Annotated in this window: 4 protein-coding genes and 1 tRNA gene; 1 reads left to right on the top strand and 4 read right to left on the bottom strand. The window is 24.2% G+C overall.

Annotation, left to right across the window (positions count from 1 at the left end; all coding sequences use genetic code 11):
- Positions 1-133 precede the first annotated feature (133 nt).
- Positions 134-208: transfer RNA gene (locus tag BGI41_RS06840), tRNA-Glu, on the bottom strand.
- 102 nt (positions 209-310) lie between these two features.
- Positions 311-649 carry a hypothetical protein gene (locus BGI41_RS06835; RefSeq protein WP_088539803.1) on the bottom strand — a complete coding sequence of 113 codons (339 nt, stop codon included), beginning with the start codon at positions 647-649 and terminating at the stop codon, positions 311-313.
- A 577-nt stretch (positions 650-1226) separates the two neighbouring features.
- Between BGI41_RS06835 and BGI41_RS06830 the strand changes: the two genes are divergently transcribed.
- The gene (locus BGI41_RS06830; protein WP_016358601.1) at positions 1227-1424 is read left to right on the top strand and encodes a hypothetical protein; all 198 of its coding nucleotides are present in this window, start codon (positions 1227-1229) and stop codon (positions 1422-1424) included.
- 427 nt (positions 1425-1851) lie between these two features.
- Here the strand turns inward: BGI41_RS06830 and BGI41_RS06825 are convergent, their stop codons facing one another.
- Positions 1852-3060 (bottom strand): hypothetical protein, encoded by a 1209-nt coding sequence (locus BGI41_RS06825; protein ID WP_088539800.1) that lies wholly within the window; start codon positions 3058-3060, stop codon positions 1852-1854.
- A gap of 35 nt (positions 3061-3095) precedes the next feature.
- The gene (locus BGI41_RS06820; protein WP_088539798.1) at positions 3096-4139 is read right to left on the bottom strand and encodes a Zc3h12a-like ribonuclease; all 1044 of its coding nucleotides are present in this window, start codon (positions 4137-4139) and stop codon (positions 3096-3098) included.
- Between the last annotated feature and the right edge of the window lie 204 nt (positions 4140-4343).

The raw sequence follows: 4343 nt of genomic DNA, 5'->3' as shown, positions 1-4343 counted from the left end.
ATAATACTTTAAATACATTTTAATAATTTTATTAAAATAAGCATATAAAACTAATAAAAATTTCAATTTCTTAAAAATAAATAAAACATAATAAAAATTAATAAATTTAATAATTTAAGTTAAATAAAAATAATGCTCCGTTCGGGATTCGAACCCGAGTCTCCGGCTCGAAAGGACAGAATGATTGGCCGGACTACACCAACGGAGCATAAGAAAAAAAGTAAACTAAACTTATTATTTGTAAGTTTTAGTATAAAAAAATTATGGTGTAATAATTACACCATTTGCAATATAAAAATAGTTCTTGTAACTAATAATATTGTGATGAATCTACATCATTAGTCTGATATTCATAAGAATAATCTGAAGATGAAGAATTAGATCCACTGTATTGTACTACTCCTTCACTACTACTTGATGTATTTACATTATCGACATTATCATAATTTTCATCACTACTATTTTCATAAGCACTAATATTATGAGTTACATCAATAGGAACATGAGTTGTATTGTTTTGTATGACCTCTGTAGAATTACCATTAAATCCCATAGAAATACCCATTGTTGAACCAAGACCAAAAGCAACAATCAAAATAATAAACCCAAGTACTAATTTTTCTTGGCGTCTTCTTCTTCTAGACCTCATTTTCAAAAACCATATACCTTTTTAAATATAAATATGCAAAAGAATTTTAGAAATATTGGATTTTGAAAAATAATCATAGTTAATACTAGAAAAACAGATTAAAATAAACACAATTATAAATATTTGTTAAAAACTGAAAATATTCATAATAATATTCCAACATTACAATATAAACTTCAACACATTATACTAATTATATAATTATATATTATAATCTATTTAAATACTTTGTTATATGTGTATGTGTGTACACATATACTTAAAAGAGGTATTACTATTAAATTTTATAATATATTTTTAAAATTAATTAAAATTGTTTAATATAAAAAATAAAAATATTATAAGTATTAAAATATAATATTATTAAAAGTAATAATAAATTGATGTAAAAAAAGAGTATATGAATACATACACACATACACACATTAATATATAATTTTATAAAGTATTACATTTGATTATAATTACAAATATTTTGTATTATACTTATAATGAAAATCATATTTATAGAAATATATAAATAAATACAATAATAATTAGTAAATAATATATATAGCTTAATAAAAATAATCATATAATGGCAAATAAAGAAGAAGTAGATAGGATTTGGAAACTATCTGAAAAATCACGGATGAATATTTCTCTTCCAAAAGACTTAGCAAATTGGTTAGACAATAATGCTTCTGAGAATTGGAAATTAGATAAAGGTGCTAGATCTAAAGAAGTAACACGCATACTATTAGAAGCTAAACGCCGAAGTGAAGAAGAACTTTAAAGTTCTTAACTTTAAAACTTTTTTAAATAAGTACTAATTTTAAAATAATTTAAATATATAAAAATTGATTTAGAAAATATTCTTAATGTATAAAACTAATTTTTTCAAAATAAAATAAGAATATAATATTAAACTTTATAATATTATAAAAATAAACTAATTTTCTCCTAAATTAAATAATATACAACAAGATTAAAAATACAAAAAACTAATTTTTCTAATTAAACAATTAAAAAATAAATAAAAACTAATTTTTTAAAAAAAAAACATGAACACAAAAAATAATTTTTTAATTAAAAAAAAATACAAAAAACTAATTTTTAAAAAAATAGTAAAAAACAAGAAAAAAGTATAGTTTACATCTATATGGAACTAAATAAATTAAACAATTTAAACAATTAATAAAAAATGTGAAAAAAAGATTAATTTATGATGCTGCAGCATAAATTAATACAAGTAAAATAACAGCTAAACCATAAATTGGATGACCTAAAACAGATAATAAGTAACATAAAATAAATACTACTAAAAAGACTCCAACTAATTTAGCTTTTTGATTCATTAATAAATCAATAATTGTTCTATGGAATTCAGATGGAATATTATATGCATATATACCATTAGCAAGTTCAAAAACAACAAGAGATAAAGGTTGACCAAATACAAAAATATGATCTGCAAGTTGAGCTCTTTCTCCTGCTTCCCTTCTACTTTTACCTATACCTGCTCTAACTTTAGCACCATTATTTAAAATAAACCAAGCAGTATCTAATCCTGCACGTATAGCTAAATCTTTACTAGGGAATCTCGCAATAAAATCATCCCCACCTTCACGATAACCTTCAATTTGACCTTGACATTCAGTTTCAATAAAGTTTTTAACACCAGTCATTAATTCAAGTAATTTATCTCTACCATTTTCTGAAATAAATCCTGTTGAATCAATAATATCAATAAATAGATAATTATCAAAATTATGTTTTTTAGAAGTTCCAATTTCAAATGGAGCATCAATTACTATAGCATATTCTCCACCAAGTTTAGTGAATGCAACACCAGAAAATCCACCAACTTCATGAGTATAATTAATAGATCTTTCAAGTGCAGCTGCACCAGTCATACCTACAGCAGCAGCTACTAAAACATCATATTTATAACCTAAACTAATCATATGTAATGCAACTTGAATAGCTTGATTTTTACTTAACATTTTAGCAATGATTTCAGATTCAGATTGTTCTACAATTTCCCCACCAGAATCTACAATCATTTTAGAAAATTCACGGATAACCGGATGAGCTTGAGGAATTTCAACATATAAATACCTATCATTACCCATGATAATATCACTAACAAGAGCATATTCCTCTACTCTTTGTTCTGCAGGAACAAATTCATAGAAACTATGATTTTCAGGTATATTTTCTTCACCAATATCACGTACTAAATTATAGAAAATACTATCAGTTGTAATCTCTGCAGGTTCAATCTCCATTAATATAGTTTCAGTATAATTAAATAAATCAACATATTCTGTTTCTGTTTCATTTGTTGGGAAAAATTTAGTACCTATACTGATTGTTTTATAATGTGTTAAAAGAGAAATAAGACTACCTAATAATTCATGATCCGCCATATAATTTTCCTCCTTTAACTAATAAATCATAATATCTAAAATAAGGAGTCCTCATCTTTGTTTCCTCCTTTTTCTAAGAATATTTCAAAATCTCCAGGTTTTTCTAACATAATATCTGGTTTAACTGTAACAAATGGGAATTTCCAAGAACCAGTTCTTGATGCAATTGTACTTGCAATATTTCTAGAATTTTTCTTAATAAATATTTCATCAAAATTATCAATATGAATTTCAACATTAAATGGAGAATAATCCATAACTTCTTCATTATATAATGCATTTAAATTGAAAGTTCCTGGTTTTGTAAATAAATCATTACGTACAGCAATTAAAGGTTTTTTAGGTAACCTTAACCTTTCTGCAATTGCATTAGAGATAGGTCCTGCATTCCTAACAGTAACTTTATAATCTCTCGGATGTACAAGTACAAATATAATATGTGGTGCTTGTGTTTCAACACCATCAACCATACTAACAACTTCTTTAAACATAGGGATTTTAGATAAAACTCCTTCTATTTTATTATCTAATCCATGATGTTCTGCATCATCTAATTTAATAATAGATTCTTTAGCAATATTTAAAGGAGTAAGTTCAATACCTTCTTTTTCCCTATAAGTATCCCAACGTTTAGCTTCAAATTGATCTAAAATATCATCACAAATATGTTGTAAAATATTTTTATCTTTTTTAGGTTTTTTAGAGTGACCCATTACTAAACGACTACCATCAAAAGAAAATGGTATTCTAATTGAGTCAATATTAAAGAATTCATCTTTAAAATCTCTAAATTTATCATTAGATAATACTTTAGCATTTTCTTCTTCTGCTAATTTTAATATAAAATGATCAGCATTATTACCAGAAGGCACTTCTTCAATAAGTTCATCGGCAACAAGTTTATTATATTCCTCAGGATTATCAATATCATGTGCGAGAGAAGCATCTGCAATAACTACAAATTCATCGCCTTTAGCTTCTAAAGATTCAACTGCTGCTAAAATATTATTTAACATCGGTTTAGAATTTTCATCTTTTTTGAAATGTGCTACATTAGACGCATCAACAATAACTTTCATAGAAATACCTCTTTTTATCAATAATTTTAATATGCCGATATATCTTAATTTTAAAATAATATAAATATAATAATAATTTTAAAACTATTTTATATAATATATAATTATATTGCTTTAATTATATATTTAAACTTTGTTAAATATACAAAAGAAACTATAATTTCAATACACGAATTTAAAATAAAAAAAGAAATAGCCTTTAAA

The sequence above is a fragment of the Methanobrevibacter sp. 87.7 genome, assembly GCF_002208625.1.
In the GTDB taxonomy this organism is placed as follows: Archaea; Methanobacteriota; Methanobacteria; order Methanobacteriales; family Methanobacteriaceae; genus Methanarmilla.
The sequence above is the reverse complement of the archived record's forward strand: the minus strand, read 5'-3'. Positions and strand labels throughout refer to the sequence as shown.